This window comes from Nostoc sp. ChiVER01 (assembly GCF_034531155.1).
GTDB lineage: Bacteria > Cyanobacteriota > Cyanobacteriia > Cyanobacteriales > Nostocaceae > Nostoc.
Window position 1 is genome coordinate 505,056 of sequence record NZ_JAVRBS010000001.1, and the last position, 19,679, is coordinate 524,734.

The window sequence follows — 19,679 nt, forward strand, 5'->3', positions numbered from 1 at the left end:
GGCAAGAAAACGGACGCATTATTTCTCGTGCTACGCATCGACGCTCGATGACTCGCTAACGCTGCGCTATCGAAATAAATATTTTTGCCTTTGGGCATAAATAAATTTAGGGGGTTGAAACCCAAATGGCAGGGGAAATGAGCGAATCTTTCTCCCCTGCTCCCCTGCCTCTTTGGTCAGGCTGTTTTAGGAATCTTCAATATGAATAAAGGCGTATAGCTCTGCATTCATATTGAAGATTTGTATTCCACATCATTGAAAAACGCTATAACATCATTAGAACTTGAAAAAATGTTTTATTTCCCGGCAGAATATTTTCTACAGGTGTACTCTTTACCCCTGATTCCTGAAGTGAGATTTCAAAAAGATTACTTTTCTGAATATCCTGAACAAATTCGCGTTGGCAGTGATGCCTACGCCGGGCTACGACTACGCAATGTTATATCTTACACTCGTAAGCCTGGATATTATGCAATACATTACAATCAACCCAAGACCATAGTAACAGGAGCAATTTTACAACTTAACGATGGTAAGATAGCAGTTTTTCCAGGCGAACCCAATCAATCAGAACAGGGAACACTAAGTCCAATTTACACCTTACAATCAAATGGTTCCCTAGCAGTACCAACCGGGCTGGTTTTCATCCGCTTTGCTGAAAGCGTTGATGTGAAGTCGCAACGCGAGGTAATTAATCGAGCCGGTTACGAAATAGTAGAAAGCCTTCCCTATGCACCTCATACCGCTTGGTTACGTGCCCAATCAGGTAATATTGTAGATGCGATCGCTAGGATTCCTCAGTTAGAAGCGATACCTAAAGTTGAAAATATCGAACCTCAGATGCTTATGGAAAGAGGCTTGAGACTAGGGTATTGATTTCTTTAGAAATGAGCCTAAGATTTTTCATTAATATATCAATCCTATGCTGATAACAAGAGAGCTAAAAGCTGCGGGGGTGAAAGCTTTTTGACTCCCTAGTACTGAAAGGCGATCGCAGTGGTCACAATTGCGAGAAACTGAAAACAGATTAATTAGGAGAGGAGAACCTAATGAGTTGGACTAAAGTTCTTGCAGTCGAAGCACTTTCACCAGGTACGCGACAAGTGGTGAAAGTTGGCAACCGGAAAATTCTGGTTTTGAACCACGAAAATCAGCTTTATGCAGTAGATAACAACTGTCCCCACTTAAAATTACCGTTGAAAAGTGGGAAAATCACTGAAGATGGGGCAATAGTTTGTACCTTCCATCGCAGTGCTTTTGATCTGCGTACTGGTGAGGTAAAAGACTGGTGTTCTTGGCCACCTGGTGTAGGTAAAGTACTCTCAATGGTTTCGCCACAAAAAGTATTGCCAGTATTTCCTATTCGTGTGGAAGAAGGTAGCATCTGGGTTGATGTACAAGAGGAATAGCGCTATCTATTTTTTAGGAGTTAATACCAATGCAAAAAAATGCGCCAAATAGATCATTTGTAGAGACGCGATTCATCGCGTCTTTACCCAAGGATGTGTTGCAATCATGAATTGAAATGGTATAACCGACAAAAACCCCAGCCAATAACTTTAGCTGGGGTTTTTCTCAAAATGCAACTATTTCAGAGATAAAGTAACTATTGAATCAGAGAGAACATTTTCTCAAGTAGCTTAAACGTTTTGTTGTGATGTAATATTGGGTTGTGTATTACCATTGCCAGCTTCTATAGAAGCTGTAGCACTTTGAGAATGCCCTAAATTCACTTTAAATACCTTGTTTTGCTCTTGCTCCAGTTTAGGTAAAGTCAGAATTAAAATGCCATCTTTCATATCTGCCTTAACTTGTTGATTCTGAACTTTGCTTGGTAGAGGAACTACTCTAGTAAAGCTGCCATACCGAAATTCAGAATGAACTTTAGCGTTAGATTCGGAATGTTTTTCGTAACGATGCTCACCAGCAATCGAGACTGCATCTTGAGTAACTTGAACATCTAGGTTTTTAGCGTCCACGCCTGGAATCTCAACTCTTAAGATGAACTCTGAACCATTGTCAGATAATTCAATAGCAGGAACCCACGCTGTTCTTGATGATGCAGAAATATCAGAGTTACCGCGCTCGGCTGCTGTAAGCTCAGAGAACAGTTGATCCATTTGACGACGTAGAATTTCCATTTCACGGAATGGTTCCCAACGAATGAGTGCCATATCTCAATCTCTCCTTAACTTTTTAATTGACTTTTGAGTAATCAAACTTAGTTTTAGAGGAATGTAGAGATTTCAGATATTTAATCAATTATCGAACCTCTACGTTTTGAGAGAGAAGCTTTGTTTGTTTTGTTTCATCTCTCTAGAAACTAATTTAATAAAAGAAAAATCTAAAAAAAGTTGGGTAAACCGTACAGACATAAGTTGGATTTACCGTATCAAACAAAAAAAGGATGGAAAGCTTGAGAATAGTTGATGTCAAAGTATCTTCTTGGCGTAGCAATTGACTTATGCACAAGAACGAACAGCGACTTCTCCATTCATGAGCAGTGAATGCCAAACAAATCGCGGGCAAGCAATGTATAGTTTAAAACAAGCTTCTTCAGTGTCGTGTTCTTGTCGCAGACAGAGCTATTATATAAACTGTATAGGACTTAGGCAGAAAGGCAGTTACGTTATAAACTTGTGCAAATGGGGAACTCTATGATTAGAGATTGATCGTTTAAATTATTTTTTGTTTGGAATATCCACAAGAGGCGCTTGTTAATGATTAGTATAATTACACCAGTTTATAACGGAGAGAAATTCATAGAATCTTGCATTCAAGTTGTCATTGACCAAAACTGTTTAGAAGTGGAGCATATCATTGTCGATGGAGGTTCAAGCGACAAGACAATAGACATTATTAAGAATAAAGCCAATCAATATCCCCATATCCGATGGGTTAGCGAAAAGGATCGAGGGCAATCTGATGCTCTCAATAAAGGAATTGCTATGGCACAAGGAGAAATTATTGGTGTTTTAAATGTTGATGATTTTTATGAAACAAACGTTCTTAACCGCGTCTGTGAAATTTTCAAAAATTTACCAGAGCCTAGCTTGATTGTTGGTAACTGTAATGTTTGTAATTTGGAAGGTGAACTAACTTTTATTAATAAAGCTAAACAATTAAGGACGATTGATTTATTGTTAGAACGACGAATTAATGACGATGGAATTATCGATGCTTCTTTTCCGTTAAATCCTTCTGCTTACTTTTATCACAAATCATTGCATCAGCAAATCGGACTATACAAAGTAGAAGAACATTATGCAATGGATGTAGATTTCCTTTTGAAAGCGGTTAGATCATCTCATGTTAAGTATTTCAATGAGACTTGGGGTAATTATAGATATTATCCAGGAACCAAAACATTTGATGATTCTGCAAAAGGAATGAGCTTAGTGCGAATGAGGCAATTGTTTAATGATTATATGAAAACATTACCACTAATAGAACAATGGCAAATTTGGTTAGCTCGTAACATTAATTTTAGTTTATTAAAAATATTTTATTTCTCTAAGCATCCAGAACAATTATCTGAATCGATTAAGCAGCGATTAACTAATATCAATTCCTGAAAATCCCAATCCATATATAGAGTTCTTATTTGATTTTGAAAATACACGTAATGGCGCTACAACGCAGCCAAACAAAGAGGGATGCTTACCGTGAGCTACGCTCACGGTAAAAAATACTAGTTTATAATCCAGTTTTTCAGAAAATGCACAAAAGCTGATTTTTAGAGAACACGATAAACTAAGCTAATTGCTTTACTATTAGCTTTTATTGTATCGTCCTGGTGACTATATTCCATTAGAGTTGTATATAGAGGGGTAAGGAGGCGAGCGACGTTCGCCTCCTTACCCCTCCCTTATCATTGTTAACAAGATAATTTTGAGTATTTTAACTGATTGACAAAAAAATTATCTTAACCTCTCACGGATAACAACCTTCTAATTAGCAATCCTAAGCAAAAGTCAGTTTTTTGCTCAAAAAGCTAAGTAAACTTTTGTAACCAAAATCCGATACTCGCGTAAAAAAAGTTGCAGTAACAAGAGAAACAAATAGGGGCTGTATCGAAACTACATAGGTTATGAGTATAAAAAACTCCACCCATAAAAGAATAGAGGCTACCATCGCTTTCAATGAATTCAAGAAAATAAAGTCTGATTTAAAGGATTGAAATGCTTTCATAAATTTGCAGGAAGCGGTAATTCTGATTCGAGCAGCTTAGTGATGAAAATTCATATTTAAAAGCTTATTCAGTAATTGCAGTGACTTGAACTATGTTTATTAGCAACCGCATTTTAGAGCAAAATAATTTTCCAATCAGACTGCTACTAGAAAAAGAGTTACAGCATACTAAGTCCGTAATTGTTGATATGGAAGATGCAGTTTTCTGGGTAAAGCCAAATGCGCGGTTTCTCTACGCTAATGATGCAGCGTGTAATTTGGTGAGATGTTCTCGTGAAGAATTACTCTCTATGACTATGCACGATATCAAACCAGACTTTTCGCCAGCAGTTTGGTCAAAGCATTGGAGAACTATTAAAGAGCAGGGCTACCTATATTTTGAATCTTTATATAGAACTAAAGAAAAGCAGACCTTTCCCGTAGAAATTACTATTATCTATTTGGAATACAACTCTAGCGAATATGGCTGTATCTTTATCCACAATATCAGTCAACGTCAGCAGGCGTCTATTGTTTTACAAAAGGTTAATGAAGTATTAGAGTGCAAAGTGCAACAGCTTATAGCTGAATTAAGAGATGCTAACCAGAAATTATACCGAGAGAAAATTTTGCGCCATCAGGTAGAGACGGCTTTAGAACAAGAAAAACTACTCATTGAACACAAAGCGCACTTTTTCTCTATGCTTTCTCATGAATTTCGCACTCCGTTAAATGTCATCTCACTATCCGCTAGTTTACTGAAACGTCATCTTCATCGGTGGACTGAAGAGAAAAAATTACAATACTTGCAACGCTTGGAAATGGCAGTGCAAGAAATCAGCCAATTGATGGATGAAATTTTTCTCAACGCTAGGCCAGAAACAGAAAAGCTCAAGTTTGAGCCAAAACCACTTAACCCGATCCAATTGTGTACTGACATATTGGCAGAAATGAATTTGAACGAAAGCAACGCCAGTTGCTTGATGCCGGGAGACCCTTTTGAAGTTTTTTCCCGGGAAGAACCACACGACTTGCTACTACCAAAAGAATCCCCCGTTGTGTCTCCCAAAGGAGAAGTTTCGAGTAAAAAAAGCTTCTACTCCAACAATGGACAAAAGAAAAACTTCCCAATATTCGCGTCCCCGGAATCCCCTCACAACGTAGTCACCTTAATTAGCCAACGTGATTGTACAGTCTGTGCAGATCAAAAATTGTTACAGCCTATTCTCAGGAATTTACTCTCAAATGCAGTCAAGTATTCTCCAAGTGGTAGCACGATTGATTTAATAGTTTCTCGCCAGGATGAAGAAGTGATTTTCCAGATTAAAGATCGAGGAATTGGCATTTCTGTAGGAGATCAACAACGACTATTTAAGCCATTTCATCGCGGTACGAATGTCGGTAATATCCCCGGTAATGGATTGGGATTAGCACTTGTCAAAAAGCTTGTAGACCTGCATGGTGGTCAAATTTCAGTTGCCAGCGAGGTTGGGATAGGTACTACATTCACAATTGCCCTACCGGTGCAGTGACAATCTCTGCAACAGGACAGCCAGAAAGTCTATGAAAATTGATAATTCATCTGACGCTTAACATCAAGAGGACACTATGACTAAAATTCTAGTGATTGAAGATGAGCAAGAAAGCCGAGATATATTTTTAGACAGTTTAGAAGCAGAAGGGTTTGAAGCGATCGCTGCGGAAAATGGTCTTGTTGGTATTCAGCAAGCACAAGAACACTTGCCTGATTTAGTGCTTTGCGACATTCTGATGCCAGAACTAGATGGTTATGGTGTCCTGAATACATTGCGCCAAAACCCTTTAACAGCAACAATTCCCTTCATTTTTCTCAGTGCCAAATCTACAAAAACTGAGGTTCGTCAAGGGATGAATTTGGGAGCAGACGATTATCTTACCAAACCCTCGACAGTAGAAGAATTGTTGGAAGCGATCGCTACCCGATTAGAAAAACAAGCAACCATGCGCCAGTGCTATGTTGCTCAGTCCCCACCAGTTCCAGAACTCCAAAGTACTGATGCAGACACATTAGCAAATTCCCAATCACTCTTGCCTACTTGTCCTCAACTTAAAGAGGTTTTCGACTTTATCGAAGCCAATTATTATCAATCCATTACCCTGTGTGACGTAGCCCAAGCAGTAGGTTACTCCGCAGCTTACTTAACCGATTTAGTACGACGCCAGACAGGAAAACCAGTGAATCATTGGATTGTCGAGCGCCGGATGGCAGCAGTGCGTACCTTACTTTTAGAAACTAACCAATCCGCAAATCAGATTGCTGAGGTTGTGGGCTATCAGAATGAGGGTCATTTCTTTCGTCAGTTTCGCCAGTATCACGGGACTACCCCTAAAGCTTGGCGAAAGGCGCAGCAAATCCAGTAGTTAAAAGCTGAACTAGCGCCTCAGTAATCAGAAAACCCGTTTGTTGCTCAAACTAAAGGCTTTGAAGCCCCACTACTGACTGGGTTCACTACAATCTTGAACTTTTGCTAAGGAGTTTCAGGCGCAAAGCAACAATTAAAACACCGACACCTAGCAAGCTTAAAGTTGCAGAAGGTTCGGGGACTGATTTGGGTTCCACACCCAGTGCGACAATAGCCTTGTCTGCCTGGATCAGTCCGAAGCCAAGTCTGGAGTCGAAGCCTAATGAAGGGCTGTCAGCCGTATCTCTTAGAGCATCATAGATTTCAGTAGGTGTTGCGCTTGGATCGCCCTCTAGTAACAGTGCTGCAACTGCGGCTGTGAAAGGAGCCGATGCCGAGGTACCTAAAAAGGTGTAGAAGTCGGGGTTGGCATTAAGAGGAGAACTTCCACCTAAATTGAAGGAAATTGCTAGCCCATCCGGAGCCACAACATCCGGCTTGAAAGAATCCGGGTTGCCTTCTGAAGAAAATGGTTCTAGCTGACCCTGCTTTACAACAACATCGAACGTTTTACTTGAGTAGGATTTTGCGTTCCCGTAGTACACTGCTCCAACGGTCAGCGTATTAGGGTTATTTGGATGCCCATATATTGGAATACCAGGCACTCGGCTATCGGGGGGAAGATAATTATTATCGGCACTAGTGAAGTAAGAAATCCCCCGGTTAACTACTGTGTTAATTGCCTGGTTAATTGGCCCGTCTGGAGGCTCCAAATCTAGTAGGTTTAAAGGTGCATCAGGAGGAGTGATCGGAGGGTAAAAATAGCCCCAATCATCCACAATTATATCTGCACCGGCAGCTGCTAGAGCCTGAATGCCTTGACCAAAGCTATCCGTGTTGCTCAAGCTTGTGTGAAACGCTAAGTTAGCCCCTGGAGCCACAGCATGGATGATCTGTAATAAAGCGCGACCCTCATCCGTGGTACCAGGTTTAGCATAGTCATTTAGCACGTTAACATTAGATGGTAAGTAGCCATCGGCTATATTTGTAGCATAAGTATCCTGGTTGTTAGAGGTATCGAAGGTCTTTGCTGTGGCGAAGCTATCTGATAGTACGCCGATAGTGATTCCAGTGCCATCTAGACCGTAGCGATCGCGCAAAACATCAACCCCTGTAGCTTTGGCTGCTGCTTCAATTGGTAGGGTAAAGCTAGCCGCCTGTACCTTGGCAACAAAGCTCCCAAGTGCAGCAGTTGTCACAATCATCCCTGACGTAACGATTGTTTGCAGGAGTTTCAAATCTCTCGGAAAGGTTTGTACAATCTGTCTAAAATTGCTAAACTTTCCTGATCTGAAGGCAATATTTTTTTTTAGATTCATTGAAAAAAACTTTTACTTCCAAAAGTTACATTGAGAATAAAGAGCAGCTAAACAAGTATACTTAGCTGCTCTTTAGCTTTGGTTATTATTTAGAAGTCTACCAGAGTAGAACTACTACCTAGACTGATGGAGCTATGCTGGGCCTTGGGCACCACCGACAGCTCCAATCCCTGCCTTCTTAGCTAAATCCCCTCCGGAATCGCCATCGACTAACGCAGTTCCTGCTCCAACAATGGCACCTCCAAGAGCACCGAGACCAGCACCTACTGGCCCTCCTGCTGCTCCTGCTACTCCTCCAGAAACTGCTTCTAACTCGGCATCGCTTAGACTGCTACCAATAGCAGCTGCTTCAGTAATTTGATTGAGCAACTGCTGAGATTCTTCTGGAGTGAAATTATATCCTGCCGCTCTTATAGCTACAGCACGTTCCTCATTAGTTTTAGGGCTTTTAAGTTGGCTTCGTAAATTATCATCCGTAATCATTGCATTAAAAAACGCCTTGGCATCTTGGATAGACATATCTTTCTCCTTCAGTAAATAACATTCAGTTTGGTTAGAGATTGAGTGTTAACTCTAAGTTGCATTTTGATCGCTGTTCGTGATTCTCAGCAAACTTTGCTCAGACATTTCATCTTTTTATGCTTTAGCAATCAAGTTAGAAGTGCTGAACCTGTAAAAAGACTAACTGAGTTTTGAAGGTAATTACCATACACTATCTTTTGATGGAACTAATAATTTTTTTGATATCAAGGTAAAAAAAATTGTTAGTCTTACATAAATATTGTGTATTAAATTTAGCTTTTAGATATCTTAATCTATTAGATATTAATCTAACCTTCAGTTCGCTCAAATAAAAAGTTGATGAATTTAATGAAAAATGCAAATAATTAACTTTAGTCACCGATAATATTTCGATACAGTAAAATAAAAAACTCAAAGGGAAAATATACCATGATGAACAATTCAATTAATCATAAAAATAAAATTGATGCCCAACAGCAATCTAATGAGTTATCTGATGAAGAGCTTACTTCGGTTTCTGGTGGTATAGAATTAGGCAAAGTAGTAGACGCTGCTAAGGACTTTGTTACTGACGTTTACAAAGAGGGCAAAGACTTAGTTTCTGATATTGGGGAAAACCTTGATAAACATTTCTAAAGGAATTTAATTAAATGTTTTAAAACTCAATGGTTGAATCTTTAAAAACCTGATTTTCAAATAAAGCAAAACAACTTTCAGGCATCTTGATTTTGAGGAATTTTTTTACCAAACTCAAGTCGAGTTAATGGTAATTGGTAATTCAAGCTTCTCTTCTATTAAATGAAGCGATCGCATCCAGTGGTCAGATAGCTGGCAGGATGAACCCAAATCTACTTACGCCCTAGCAAGAGGTGTAATATGAGCAAAACAACAAGTAATTCTCCTGCTTCAGAGAAAGAATCACTTCCCAACCAAGGAATCGACAATGTTTTGGATGCTCGGTTTCCTATCCTACCGGGTTCTGGTTGGCAAAATCGGCAAGCCTTTTTAAAGGTTCTTGTTAAGGCGAAGCAGTCCCTATTTAACCCCTCTGCCTGGTCTATCAGAACGAAACTCTCGGTAGCACTTCTCTGTGTTGCTCTTATACCGATGAGCTTCACCACCTATCACAACCTCCAAGAAAGCCTTAAGAGTGCAGAGGACAGCGAATATCGCAAACTGGAACTCTTAGCCACCAGTAACGCTAGTCGCCTCGACCAGTTAATTATCGATATTCAGCGTGTTGCAGTCCAAGTCAGTACTGATAAGGATGTAGTGGGTTTTCTGTCTGCTACTAATCCTCAGAAGCAAACAGCCTTCCGTTCTTCGATGCAACGAACGCTAAATAATGTCTTTAGCTCTAACCCCGACTATGATGTTCTCTACATTATAGATACAAAGGGGCGCTGTCTTGCTGCTACTGACCCCACATTCATTACTCAAAACTATGCTTTCCGTGAATACTTCCGCTTTAGCATTCAGGGACGCCCTTACGTTTCCAGCATTATAGTTGGTACAACAAGTGGACGGCCAGGCATCTATTTCTCCAATCCTATACGGTCTGAGAGCGGCAAGATTGTCGGTGTGGGGGTCTTAAAAATCAAGGGAGAAGACATCTGGGCGATTGTAAATGCGTTGCAGGCTAGCTCTCAAAGTTATGCCTTCTTGGTTGACGAGCGTGGCGTAATCATTAGCCATCCTGATAAATCGCTGCTTTATCATAGTTTAGTCCGCTTGCCAGCTAACAAACAACAGCAGGGCGAAACCGATAGGCTTTATGGCGTCAAGCAAATCAAAAGCTTGGAAATTCCAGAGTTAGCAGATGCGATTGTTGGAGCTAAACAGACAAGTCACACCAGCTATCATTCCCCAATTGAGCAGACACGCCAGATGATCGGCTTTGCTCCCTTACAAGAGCAACCTTGGGTGTTAGGGGTAAACAAAGCTCACGCACAATTTGATGCTCCCTTGAATGAACTCATTTGGCAGAACAGCTACAGCTTACTGGCAGTAGGAGCGATCGCAACAATCATCGCCTTGATTTTAGCGCAAAGTATTGCCAAACCGATTCGTGCCTTAACAAAAGCAGCACAATCACTGGTAGAACAGGATGATTTTGATACTCATCAGTTAGCTAAAGTGTCTGACGCAAATGATGATATTGGTCAACTAGTGCGTGTTTTCCTGCAAATGGCCCAAGAAGTGAAGGCGCGAGAGCAGAAGTTGAAACAGCAGGTGATGGAATTAAACGTTGAAATCGACGAAGCGAAAAAGGTACGTCAGGTAGCTGATATCACACAGACTGATTACTTCCAGCAACTCCAACAAAAAGCGCAAAAAATCAAAGCGCGAACAAGCAAAGATGATGAGACAGAAATCGACTATTTCCAACAGTTACACCAAAAAGCACAAAATCTTAAAGGTCGCGTTGTAAAAGTAGCTAATTGAAGAAATCCCCAAATAGCAACTATATCCAATACTTTTCGGATAAACCCAATAATCTCTCTTTTGGTCTGGGGAAAGGTTAAAGGGCAAAGGGGAAAGGTAAATTCAAACCCTTTCCCTTTCCCCTTTCCCCCTTAACCGAAAAGTATTGCAACTATATCAAATTCACATAGCTAGGGTATGGCATTATGTCCAAAATTATATCTATTCATTCGTTTCGTGGTGGTACGGGAAAATCAAATTTAACTGCTAACTTAGCAGCTACTATTGCACGTCTTGGAAAACGTGTAGGTATCATTGACACCGATATTCAATCACCAGGGATTCATATTATTTTTGGTCTAGACGAGGAAAAGATGAATCGTTCCCTTAATGACTACTTATGGGGACGCTGCGCGATCAAAGATGCTGCCTACGATGTTAGTAATACTTTAAATGTGGAAGGGGAGACATCTGTAAGCAATGGCAGCCTCTATCTAATTCCTTCCAGTATTAAAGCAGGAGAAATTTCCCGTATCTTGCGCGAGGGTTATGATGTAGGCAAACTCAACGACGGCTTTGAGGATCTAATCCGCTATCTCAACCTAGACTATTTGTTGATTGATACTCACCCTGGTTTGAATGAAGAAACCTTACTAGCGATCGCTATTTCTGATATTTTAATCGTTATCTTACGTCCAGACCACCAAGACTTCCAAGGTACTGCGGTAACGGTGGAGGTGGCGAAAAAATTAAAAGTGGACAAAATGTTGCTGGTAATTAATAAGGTGCTACCAGCAATGGATTTCAACGCTCTGCGAGAACAAATGGAAACAATCTACAACACTCCAGTGGTCGGTATTGTGCCTCTTTCTGAAGAGATAATTCAGTTAGCCAGCAGTGGTTTGTTTTGCTTGCGTTACGCTGACCATCCATTTAGCCAGACGGTGCAAGAAATTGCTCGGCAGATCATGGATCAAGTTGAGTTAAAGAAGGCATTAGTGGGAGGCGATCGCTTTTGAGCAATCAACACCAACTTCGTGCTAATGTACTTGCCTCTTATGGTGCTAGTGCAAGGGAGACAGAAGAATTACTTGCCTATAATCAAAACACCTTTGATCACAGTTTTTCAACACTCCCCGCCAAGTTTCCGCTTCCACCCGAACCCCATGTAGCCGCCTGGGAAGAATACGCCACTTTGGCTCAAGAGGTAGGAGTCTTTCAAGCTTTATCAACCAAATTGGTACAGTTAAAGTTCCCCATACTTAAAGGCATCAGTCAAACAGAGGCATATCGCTTTGCTACCCGTAAGGGTATTCCAGTGGATAGCATGATTGAGGCGACTAGTTTGATTTTGCAGCAACCCGAACAACTCCAGTTGATGATACATCAAAGCTTGGCTGGAGCCATCCCCGTTTTGCTGACCAGGAACCGAAAAGATTTTGTTTCTTTGTTACAGGCGCTAACAATGCGGAATGAACCCAAGCCAGTCCCTGCTTCTATGGGAGCTTGCATGATTATTGGTTTAAACAACTGGGATCGGGTTCGCCAGTATCGCCAACAATGGGAAGTTAGAAATTTTGGTAACTGCTCCGAAAGTAGTTGGTTAGAAGAATTTGGACGACTAATCCCGCAAAAGCAGCTTTATCAAGATCGGTTGATGATTTTGAGTGACGGTTTCTATAGCAATGTTTCAGCCAGCGACATTGGACTTTCGCAACCAGAATGGCGGCGTATTTCCCTAAATATTAGGCTGGAACATGAATGTACTCACTACTTCACACAGCGCTTATTTGGCTCCATGCGGAATAATCTACTCGACGAACTGATTGCCGACTACAGAGGTATTGTGGCAGCTATCGGACACTATCGGGCTGATTGGTTTTTGCGTTTTCTGGGGCTGGAGTTATTTCCAGATTACCGAGAAGGGGGCAGATTGCAAAATTACCAGGGTCAACCACCGCTTTCAGAGGGCGCATTTAAGATTCTGCAAGCATTGGTGAAGTCTGCTGCTGAGAATTTAGAACGCTTTGATGCTGAACATGGAGGCAAGTTAAGAACTCTTAATAGTCAACCGATTATGTTAATAGCTTTAACTTATTTGACATTAGAAGAATTGGCTGACTCTCAGGCGCACTCCTATATCCAAAAAATTCTAGACCAATGGCTGACAACTCTCACAAACAAGCAAGCGGAGCATCCAGAAACTGAACTTAAATTTATATGAGTTATGACAGAAGTTCTACTTAAGGAATTGAGTAATAGCGACATCAATTGGATGATCGCTACGGGTCAAAAAAAGGAAATACCTGCTGGCACTATCCTTGTGCAGCAAGGAAAAACCCTGGATACCCTACACATCATACTGGATGGAACATTCACAATTACTGTTTTACAAGCTACAAACAATCCTCTAGATCGAGCTTTTGCAGCAATGGAGGATAGCGAAACATTAGGACGAGAGATTGCACGGGTTTCAAGTGGTGAGATAGTAGGAGAAATCCCGTTTATTAATGTCCGCGCAGCTGTTACCACTGTTGAAGCAGCTGAAAATTCATTGGTAATATCGATTTCTCGGCAGCAATTGACCGCAAAATTGCAGCAGGATATTGGTTTTGCATCTCGATTTTATCGAGCGATCGTTATTCTACTAGCAAACAGAATCACTCAACTGGGTCATAGCAAACTTGTTAAGAGCAATACGCTCAGAGATATGCTGTTTATTTTGGAACAATTGCATGATAGTGACATCGATTGGATGATTGCTACAGGTACTAGCCAAAAAATTGCCGCTAACACAGTACTCATCCGTGAGGGAGGGCCTGTGGATGCACTGTATATCCTACTGGATGGAACAATGACAGTTTCTGTTTCTGAGGATGAACGTAATCCTTTAACTCGCGCCTTTGCGGCTTTAGAGGGTGACGAAACTACAAGCAGAGAGATAGCAAGATTATCAAAAGGCGAAATCGTCGGAGAAACAGCTTTCATTGATACCCGTTTGCCTTTTGCAACTGTTAGGGCTATTGGAGACTCGCTTGTATTGTCAATTCCTCGACAACAATTAGCAGCAAAATTACAACAGGATATAGGTTTTGCATCTCGATTTTATCGGGTGATTGCTACTCTGCTTGCAAATCGATTAGAGGGAATGTTCAGTCGGCTTGGTTATGGCAGACGAGTTTATAGCAAAGGTCAATCACTGGATGAAAATGTTGAATATGAAGATGAACTGGATTCTAATATTTTAGATAGCATGGCACTGTCCGGAACAAAATTTGATTGGATGTTAAGCCGTTTAAGAAAAAATTAGATTTATTTCGATACTGATAACTAATATAATTGATAACTGTTTTAACAGTAGTGTCTGTTTGTCCTATCTCCTCAAGATGCACACTATGAAAATCGACCGATTGCAGGAACTTAAGCAAAAACTGACGGACGTTGCAGACTTGTCCGATATTTGGTCATTTTATATGGATCATTTTGCGGATTGGCCGGAATTCACTGACCTGGGTGAACCTGTTTATAATGAATATTTAGATGCTGTCCTCCACACAACTTGTCAGCAGATGTTTGACAGGGCAATCAAGATTACTGACTTTTTCCTGATATACATAGCTCCGTATCATTTATTTCATGGAGCTTTCCAAGTTGAAGGGCGTATTGGGGGTGTGATTTATTTCCAGGATATAAAAATTGGGTTACTTGCAGTGTCGGCGGATTATCCCTCTACCGATGCAGTTAAGTATTCACGTTTTTCGGAGATAATTCAACTGTCAACACCTAATGGCAACGAGCGCAATTGAGATTCACTCTTTAATGTACAGTCAAAGAAATTCCGTTATCTTTGGGTTTTAATTTGAGAATAAATGGCACAGCTTTCAATACCCAATCTGACACGGGTGTATAATTAGCAGCTTCTTCTCCAAACCTAATTGAGAGCATATCTGTATGAATAATTCCTGGATTGAGAGGTATAGCTGCCATACCAGTCGGCAATTCTTGTGCCAAAGAACAAGTCAATCCTTCTATTGCCCACTTAGAAGCACAGTATGGTGTAACTTGGGCTGAAGTAGAACGTCCCTAACCAGAACTAAAGTTAATAATAATACCCCGTTTGTTTTTCACCATTGCTGGTACAAAATGGCGAATTATATTCACTACTCCTTTGATATTGATATCTATTAAATCGGAAAATTCTTCGGATGAGATATCCCATAAAGGTGCTGGATAATTAATAATTGCCGCATTATTAATCACTATATCTGGTGGTTCATATTTTTGAAGTACGTGTTCTGCCCATTGTTTTACAAGCTGTTCATTTGCCACGTCTACAGATGTGAAATCATTGGGCGCACTAAACTTATGTGGCGTATTTTAGTGATCGCATCTGATGAACGGGCGCAACCAATAACAGTATGTCCTTGTTGAATAAAACCCTGGGTCATGGCATAACCTAGAGCTTTGCTTATGCCTGTAATCAAGATGAGTTTAGTCATATTTTTCTGCTATTCCTGACAACAAGAAACAATTCGTGGGAAAAAATAACCACTACCTCTTGCTGTCAAGATAAATTCTGGGTTATTGGGGTCGGATTTTATCTTTGTCCGCTTTTCTAGAAATAGGTACATTTACTACAATAGTATCTGGATGAACCTCTGGTACAAAACTCCATAATTGTAACACTTCTAATCACAAAAAAAATTTTCTTGAATGATTTACTAACAATTCTAATAAGCTAAACTCCACACCATAGTTATCAGCACCTAACTCTAAAGCAGTGATTCTGTCTGCTACGCATTAATTTGCTGAACGTGTCTTTAAATATATCTTATTTTTGAATATATTTTTTTACAAAAATATCTAACAATCTATCCGTTGTTATTAATAAACTATATCTAAAAAAATGCTAGTTTTATCAAAAAAAAGTAGATTGTTTTCAGAGATTTTACTACTTACACTTTTAAATAGAACGGGTACTCAGCTTTTTAATGTCAGCCATTTAACTTAACTTCAGCACCAACGGTAGCCTTTGATCAGGAATTTAAACCTGCCACCAAATTTTTCAGTCCTCAGTTCAAGCAGAAGTGATTGTCGAGGCATTCTAAATGGTCGAACAAAAACAAAACCTATTCCGAAAAGAGTCATTGGAGCGTTTATCTTCACCTGAAAGACTAGATCAATTAATGCAGGTGGTCAGTCCTAAAAGCTGGCTGCCTCTAACTGCTTTGGGTTCTTTGGTAGCAGTTGCCGTAATCTGGAGTATCTATGGACGGATTCCCATTACAGTAGAAGGTCAAGGGGTATTAATTTATCCACGCAACGTTTTGCCGTTGCAATCGAAAGGTGCAGGGCAGTTACTGGCTCTAAATGTCAATGTTGGAGATGTCGTCAAAAAGGGAGATGTATTAGCAACAGTTGACCAAGTTGATTTGCGTAAGCAATTACAACTAGCGCGAGCTAAACTAGTCCAACTGGAGGATCAGGATCGCAACGCTAGTTTGTTACAAGGGCAGCGTCAGCAGCTTGATACAAAAGCAATCCAAGAGCAACGCTTAACTCTTGAGCAAAGACTCAAGATTGTGCAGGATTTGACACCCGTGTTGAGGGAGAAAGGGCTAGTGTCAATCGGGCGCGATCGCCTCAACTTACAGCGACGCTTGCAAACACTCCAAGGGCTGCTTCCTACTCATAAAAAAAGACTACAAAACCGCCAGAAGCTATTGAAAGAAGGGGCAATTCCTGATGATGTGGTCTTAGAAGCACGGCAACAATACGACGATGCCCGTGCAAGCATTGATGAAGCACAATCTCAGTTGAAGCAACTAGACCTTAAGGAAGCAGATGCACAACAGCAATATCTCTCAAATCTGAACGAAATCAAAAACATTCAAGCTCAGTTGCAAGAACAGAACAGTAAAGCAGCGACTCTCGCTCAAGAAGACCTGCAAACTGCAACTACCCGCAAAAATGAGATTCAAGAAGTCAGGCGAGAGATTGCCAAACTAGAACAACAATTAGGTAATAACAGCCAGATTATCTCTCAACACTCAGGACGTATTCTTGAAATCACTGTGACAACGGGGCAAGTCATTAATGCTGGAACCCGTTTAGGAAGCATAGATGCAGAAAATCCATCTAGCAAAATGGTTGGCATTACTTATTTTCCGGTTGGAGAAGGCAAAAAAATTCAACCAGGTATGACGCTGCAAATTACACCCCAAACCGTAAAGCGGGAACGCTTTGGCGGTATTGTCGGTAAGATTACCACTGTCTCACCATTTCCGATTACCAGAGAAGCAGCCGCTAGTGTAGTGGGTAATCCTGAAGTGCTAACCGGTTTGATGGGTGAGAAGCAAGAGGCAGTTATTCAAGTATTTGCTGACTTGCAGCCAGATTCTACCATTTTTAGCGGTTATAAGTGGTCTTCTTCCGATGGGCCGCATTTAAAAATCTCTTCTGGAACGACTACATCTGTGCGAGTCAAGGTGGAAGAGCGATCGCCAATTACGTTTGTTTTACCTATTCTGAGGTCTGTCAGTGGTATCTACTAATCCATCATTAGTGGCACCGATTAATCCTTTGCAATACCTGCAAAACCTGCTGAAAAATCCTCTCAAGCGGGTCAAGACACCCACGCTTTTGCAAATGGAGGCAGTAGAATGTGGTGCCGCAGCTTTGGGAATTATTTTGGGTTACTATGGTCGGATTGTGCCTTTGCCAGAACTGCGTCGAGAGTGTGGAGTCTCCCGCGATGGCAGTAAAGCTTCCAACGTCCTCAAAGCTGCCAGAAGCTATGGACTCCAAGCAAAAGGCTTTAAGAAGGAACTGGATCAACTTCCAGACCTTAGCCCTCCCTATATTGTGTTTTGGAACTTCAACCACTTCTTGGTAGTAGAGGGATTTAGTTCTAATTGGGTCTATCTTAATGACCCAGCCACTGGGCCGCGAAAGGTGTCTCAACAGGAATTTGACGAGGGGTATACCGGAGTAGTGTTGGTTGTAGAACCAGGGCCAGAGTTTGAAAAAGGGGGACGTAAACCTAGCCTGATTTTATCGCTGTGGTCACGACTCAAGGGTGCTATTGGTGTCTTAATTTACTGTCTAGTCGCAGGGTTTTTGTTAACACTTGTCGGGCTGGCAGTACCAGTATTTAGTCAAGTGTTTGTAGATGAAATCCTGGTGCAAGGACGGCAGCATTGGCTACGTCCGTTGTTATTGGCAATGGCGATCGCAGCAGTTCTACAAGGAGTATTAACACTACTGCGATTGCGTTATCTGCGCCGCTTGAAAGTCAAGCTGTCTGTAGGAATGTCCAGTCGTTTTCTTTGGCATATCCTGCGTTTACCAGTTGGTTTTTACGCCCAACGGTTTGCAGGTGAAATTAGTAACCGCACTAGTCTCAACGACCAAGTTGCTGATGTGCTTTCAGGGCGATTGGCGACCACAGTCATTGATGCGGTAATGGTAATTTTTTACGCTTTAGTCATGCTCCAATATGACTGGGTACTGACTTTGGTTGTAGCTAGTTTTGCTACTGTAAATGTTTTAACCTTGCAATGGATCTCTCGTCAGCGCGTCGATGCTAATCAGCGATTAATTCAAGAGTATGGTAAAGCGGCTGGCGCATCCATCGCAGCTCTCCAAAGTATAGAAACTCTCAAAGCATCAGGGTTAGAATCAGATTTCTTTTCGCGGTGGTCAGGTTACTACACCAAGGCAATCAATTCTCAGCAAGAACTAGGGGTGACAAACCAGACTTTTTCAGTATTACCTACACTTTTGTCTTCGCTCTCATCAATGGCTTTATTAGTTGTAGGTGGTTTACGAGTGATGGATGGACACCTCAGCATCGGAATGCTAATAGCCTTTCAAGGACTGATGCAGAGCTTTTTGCTCCCTGTTAACAATCTCGTCAATTTCGGCAGTACCCTCCAAGAAATGGAGGGCAATTTGATTCGCTTAGATGATGTGTTGGATAACCCAATTGAGGGAGTAGGGGAGCAGGGGAGCAGGGAGCAGGGAGCAGGGGGAGAAAAAATCTTTTTATCTGACTCATCTTTTCTGCCTAGATTACAGGGGTATGTCGAACTAGAGAATGTGACATTTGGCTATAGCCGCTTAGATCCGCCTTTGATTGAAAACTTTAGCCTCTCGGTCAAGCCTGGAGGGCGAGTAGCTTTAGTAGGCGGGAGCGGGTCTGGCAAATCTACTATTGCCAAACTAGTAAGCGGACTCTATGAACCTTGGGAGGGAGAAATTTGCTTTGATGGTCAACCTAGAAAGCAGATTCCGCAATCGATATTAACTAACTCCGTCGCTTTGGTGGAGCAGGATATTTTGATGTTTGGCGGAACTGTTAGGGATAATTTAACTTTATGGGACACCACAGTACCAGATAAAAATTTAGTGCGAGCTAGTAAGGATGCTGCCATTGATGATGTAATTTTCTCCATGTCTGGCGGATTTGATGCAGAACTAATTGAAGGAGCCGCCAATTTAAGTGGAGGTCAACGACAGCGATTAGAAATAGCTCGCGCCTTGGTGAACAATCCCTCAATCCTGATTATGGATGAAGCTACCAGCGCCCTAGATTCCGAGACGGAAAAAATTATTGACCAAAATCTGCGGCGACGTGGGTGTACCTGCCTAATTGTTGCACACCGATTAAGCACGATCCGCGACTGTGATGAAATCATCGTCCTTGAACGTGGAAAGGTAGTGCAACGAGGTACTCACGAAGAATTATGGCAAGTAGAGGGGGTGTACTCACGGTTAATCAGCAGTGAAGAGGGAGCTTAAT

At 41.2% G+C, this 19,679-nt stretch carries 17 protein-coding genes and 1 pseudogene; 13 read left to right on the forward strand and 5 right to left on the reverse strand.

All coding sequences use genetic code 11. The features are described from left to right. Positions 1–291 precede the first annotated feature (291 nt). Together RMY00_RS01955 and RMY00_RS01960 are read left to right on the forward strand one after the other, a co-directional pair. A complete protein-coding gene (locus RMY00_RS01955) occupies positions 292–876 on the forward strand; it encodes a hypothetical protein (protein ID WP_322645943.1) in 585 nt (194 codons plus the stop codon). A 173-nt stretch (positions 877–1,049) separates the two neighbouring features. Further along, the gene (locus RMY00_RS01960; protein ID WP_322645944.1) at positions 1,050–1,409 is read left to right on the forward strand and encodes a Rieske (2Fe-2S) protein; all 360 of its coding nucleotides are present in this window, start codon (positions 1,050–1,052) and stop codon (positions 1,407–1,409) included. Between the two features lie 231 nt (positions 1,410–1,640). On the opposite strand, the gene RMY00_RS01965 is transcribed toward RMY00_RS01960, so the two are convergent. Next, the gene (locus RMY00_RS01965) at positions 1,641–2,174 is read right to left on the reverse strand and encodes an Hsp20/alpha crystallin family protein (protein ID WP_322645945.1); all 534 of its coding nucleotides are present in this window, start codon (positions 2,172–2,174) and stop codon (positions 1,641–1,643) included. 546 nt (positions 2,175–2,720) lie between these two features. Here RMY00_RS01965 and RMY00_RS01970 point away from each other — a divergent pair. From RMY00_RS01970 to RMY00_RS01980, 3 genes are all read left to right on the forward strand, one after another. Then, positions 2,721–3,575: a glycosyltransferase family 2 protein gene (locus tag RMY00_RS01970; RefSeq protein ID WP_322645946.1), complete on the forward strand. Its 855-nt coding sequence runs from the start codon at positions 2,721–2,723 to the stop codon at positions 3,573–3,575. A gap of 708 nt (positions 3,576–4,283) precedes the next feature. Next, a complete protein-coding gene (locus RMY00_RS01975; protein WP_322645947.1) occupies positions 4,284–5,702 on the forward strand; it encodes a sensor histidine kinase in 1,419 nt (472 codons plus the stop codon). A 76-nt stretch (positions 5,703–5,778) separates the two neighbouring features. Beyond that, positions 5,779–6,570 carry a response regulator gene (locus RMY00_RS01980; RefSeq protein WP_322645948.1) on the forward strand — a complete coding sequence of 264 codons (792 nt, stop codon included), beginning with the start codon at positions 5,779–5,781 and terminating at the stop codon, positions 6,568–6,570. Positions 6,571–6,658: 88 nt separating this feature from the next. On the opposite strand, the gene RMY00_RS01985 is transcribed toward RMY00_RS01980, so the two are convergent. Next, entirely contained in the window at positions 6,659–7,810 is a 1,152-nt protein-coding gene (locus tag RMY00_RS01985) for a S8 family peptidase (RefSeq protein WP_322645949.1), read from the reverse strand. Positions 7,811–8,062: 252 nt separating this feature from the next. After that, positions 8,063–8,449, reverse strand: a complete 387-nt coding sequence (locus tag RMY00_RS01990; RefSeq protein ID WP_322645950.1) for a Nif11-like leader peptide family natural product precursor — start codon at positions 8,447–8,449, stop codon at positions 8,063–8,065. Between the two features lie 432 nt (positions 8,450–8,881). On the opposite strand from RMY00_RS01990, the gene RMY00_RS01995 reads away from it, so the two are divergent. From RMY00_RS01995 to RMY00_RS02020, 6 genes are all read left to right on the forward strand, one after another. Further along, complete coding sequence (locus RMY00_RS01995; protein WP_322645951.1) at positions 8,882–9,088, forward strand: bacteriocin; 207 nt, start codon at positions 8,882–8,884, stop codon at positions 9,086–9,088. Positions 9,089–9,328: 240 nt separating this feature from the next. Then, on the forward strand, positions 9,329–10,897 hold the full coding sequence (locus RMY00_RS02000; RefSeq protein ID WP_322645952.1) for a cache domain-containing protein: 1,569 nt from the start codon (positions 9,329–9,331) through the stop codon (positions 10,895–10,897). Positions 10,898–11,082: 185 nt separating this feature from the next. Further along, complete coding sequence (locus RMY00_RS02005; protein WP_322645953.1) at positions 11,083–11,895, forward strand: MinD/ParA family protein; 813 nt, start codon at positions 11,083–11,085, stop codon at positions 11,893–11,895. Next, entirely contained in the window at positions 11,892–13,100 is a 1,209-nt protein-coding gene (locus tag RMY00_RS02010; RefSeq protein ID WP_322645954.1) for a DUF7005 family protein, read from the forward strand. The genes RMY00_RS02005 and RMY00_RS02010 overlap by 4 nt, the downstream gene beginning before the upstream one ends. 3 nt (positions 13,101–13,103) lie before the next feature. Continuing rightward, the gene (locus tag RMY00_RS02015; RefSeq protein ID WP_322645955.1) at positions 13,104–14,186 is read left to right on the forward strand and encodes a cyclic nucleotide-binding domain-containing protein; all 1,083 of its coding nucleotides are present in this window, start codon (positions 13,104–13,106) and stop codon (positions 14,184–14,186) included. An 85-nt stretch (positions 14,187–14,271) separates the two neighbouring features. After that, on the forward strand, positions 14,272–14,682 hold the full coding sequence (locus RMY00_RS02020; protein WP_322645956.1) for a hypothetical protein: 411 nt from the start codon (positions 14,272–14,274) through the stop codon (positions 14,680–14,682). Positions 14,683–14,692: 10 nt separating this feature from the next. Here RMY00_RS02020 and RMY00_RS02025 read toward each other — a convergent pair. Then, positions 14,693–15,205 (reverse strand): annotated as a pseudogene (locus RMY00_RS02025) (SDR family oxidoreductase). Positions 15,206–15,207: 2 nt separating this feature from the next. Continuing rightward, a complete protein-coding gene (locus RMY00_RS02030) occupies positions 15,208–15,375 on the reverse strand; it encodes a hypothetical protein (protein ID WP_322645957.1) in 168 nt (55 codons plus the stop codon). Positions 15,376–15,984: 609 nt separating this feature from the next. Between RMY00_RS02030 and RMY00_RS02035 the strand changes: the two genes are divergently transcribed. Beyond that, positions 15,985–17,430: an NHLP bacteriocin system secretion protein gene (locus RMY00_RS02035; RefSeq protein ID WP_322645958.1), complete on the forward strand. Its 1,446-nt coding sequence runs from the start codon at positions 15,985–15,987 to the stop codon at positions 17,428–17,430. Then, on the forward strand, positions 17,417–19,678 hold the full coding sequence (locus RMY00_RS02040) for an NHLP family bacteriocin export ABC transporter peptidase/permease/ATPase subunit (RefSeq protein WP_322645959.1): 2,262 nt from the start codon (positions 17,417–17,419) through the stop codon (positions 19,676–19,678). Before RMY00_RS02035 ends, RMY00_RS02040 begins: the two co-directional genes overlap by 14 nt. Position 19,679 lies beyond the last annotated feature (1 nt).

Excerpts from the sequence above, each read along its gene's own strand:
- RMY00_RS02020 (WP_322645956.1), top strand. The coding sequence starts at position 14,272 with ATGAAAATCGACCGATTGCAGGAACTTAAGCAAAAACTGACGGACGTT.
- RMY00_RS01995 (WP_322645951.1), top strand. The coding sequence starts at position 8,882 with ATGATGAACAATTCAATTAATCATAAAAATAAAATTGATGCCCAACAG.
- RMY00_RS01955 (WP_322645943.1), top strand. The coding sequence starts at position 292 with ATGTTTTATTTCCCGGCAGAATATTTTCTACAGGTGTACTCTTTACCC.
- RMY00_RS01980 (WP_322645948.1), top strand. The coding sequence starts at position 5,779 with ATGACTAAAATTCTAGTGATTGAAGATGAGCAAGAAAGCCGAGATATA.
- RMY00_RS01990 (WP_322645950.1), bottom strand. The coding sequence starts at position 8,449 with ATGTCTATCCAAGATGCCAAGGCGTTTTTTAATGCAATGATTACGGAT.
- RMY00_RS01965 (WP_322645945.1), bottom strand. The coding sequence starts at position 2,174 with ATGGCACTCATTCGTTGGGAACCATTCCGTGAAATGGAAATTCTACGT.
- RMY00_RS02035 (WP_322645958.1), top strand. The coding sequence starts at position 15,985 with ATGGTCGAACAAAAACAAAACCTATTCCGAAAAGAGTCATTGGAGCGT.
- RMY00_RS01960 (WP_322645944.1), top strand. The coding sequence starts at position 1,050 with ATGAGTTGGACTAAAGTTCTTGCAGTCGAAGCACTTTCACCAGGTACG.
- RMY00_RS02030 (WP_322645957.1), bottom strand. The coding sequence starts at position 15,375 with ATGACTAAACTCATCTTGATTACAGGCATAAGCAAAGCTCTAGGTTAT.
- RMY00_RS02005 (WP_322645953.1), top strand. The coding sequence starts at position 11,083 with ATGTCCAAAATTATATCTATTCATTCGTTTCGTGGTGGTACGGGAAAA.
- RMY00_RS02000 (WP_322645952.1), top strand. The coding sequence starts at position 9,329 with ATGAGCAAAACAACAAGTAATTCTCCTGCTTCAGAGAAAGAATCACTT.
- RMY00_RS01970 (WP_322645946.1), top strand. The coding sequence starts at position 2,721 with ATGATTAGTATAATTACACCAGTTTATAACGGAGAGAAATTCATAGAA.
- RMY00_RS02015 (WP_322645955.1), top strand. The coding sequence starts at position 13,104 with ATGACAGAAGTTCTACTTAAGGAATTGAGTAATAGCGACATCAATTGG.
- RMY00_RS01975 (WP_322645947.1), top strand. The coding sequence starts at position 4,284 with ATGTTTATTAGCAACCGCATTTTAGAGCAAAATAATTTTCCAATCAGA.